Source organism: Peribacillus sp. P4_C12, from assembly GCF_056402095.1.
Map to the genome: position 1 here is coordinate 1 of NZ_JBFUIB010000954.1, position 942 is coordinate 942.

Sequence of the window (942 nt, forward strand, 5' to 3'; positions counted from 1 at the left end):
TTTTAGTGGCTTCCTTTAGGATTGGCGGGTTCGAGGGGATGCCGTATGGTGTATTGAGCCTTGGTGTATTGACACTGGCGATTCTATACTTTTTCTTAAAGAGATTTGCTATAGGTAAGAAAATACTCTTTATTGGGGTTCCGCTAATCATCGCTGTTCATATATTCATCGGATTCATCAATCAAGTGGACTATCTAGTAGTGGATAAAGAAAGACTGATGGATGTTGAAACTAAACAGTATATTGGAAAAATTGAAAAAGATACTTCCATTGTTGGTTACAAAAAGTTTAAAGGTGGTGAAGGGGAGGACTTTTTATTAATATCAATGGGCGGTGAAAAAAAGGGAAATACGATTGAGGTTCTGGAAGTGAAAGAAAATTATGATGAGACTATCATCCGCATTCGGACATCTTATAATAAAAACCCTGAGCCAAATCCGTATATAGCTGTAGCACTTACTCGTATAAAATCAAAGGTAGTCATTTTGGATACTGATGGAACAAATTATGGAGATGGTTTATTGGATTAAATCTTTATAATTTGCTCTGTTTAAAGAAGTTGTTGATTTTTGCTTGTTGAATTATTAGGGTGGATAGTTCAACAAGGATTGTATATTTTTTATCATTTAAAAAGAGATATTATTTTGTTTTTGGAGGGAATTATGAGGGAAATTACTTTGTCTAATGGAAAAACAGTTGAAGTCGAATGTTTAAGTTGTGCTTTAACAAGTGGGGAAATAGAACCGGATGGTGGTGTAATAGTCGAAACTGAATATTTTCATGCTCACCAAGACGTTGCATATCCCATTAAAGGTTTAGTAATTTTAGCATCAAAACGCCATATTAAGTGCTTTGACGAATTAAATGATTTAGAAAAGGTTGATTACATAAACTTATTATCTAGGATTAGAAAAGCTCAAAGGGAAGTGTTAGGGATAGAAC

At 34.0% G+C, this 942-nt stretch carries 2 protein-coding genes; both read left to right on the forward strand.

Annotation, left to right across the window (positions count from 1 at the left end):
- Positions 1 to 530, forward strand: a 530-nt coding sequence (locus AC1DUW_RS30515) for a hypothetical protein (RefSeq protein WP_477644405.1), incomplete at its 5' end; no start/stop codon positions are given.
- Between the two features lie 132 nt (positions 531 to 662).
- Positions 663 to 942 (forward strand): HIT family protein (locus AC1DUW_RS30520; RefSeq protein ID WP_477644406.1); only part of this gene is annotated, 280 nt, incomplete at its 3' end.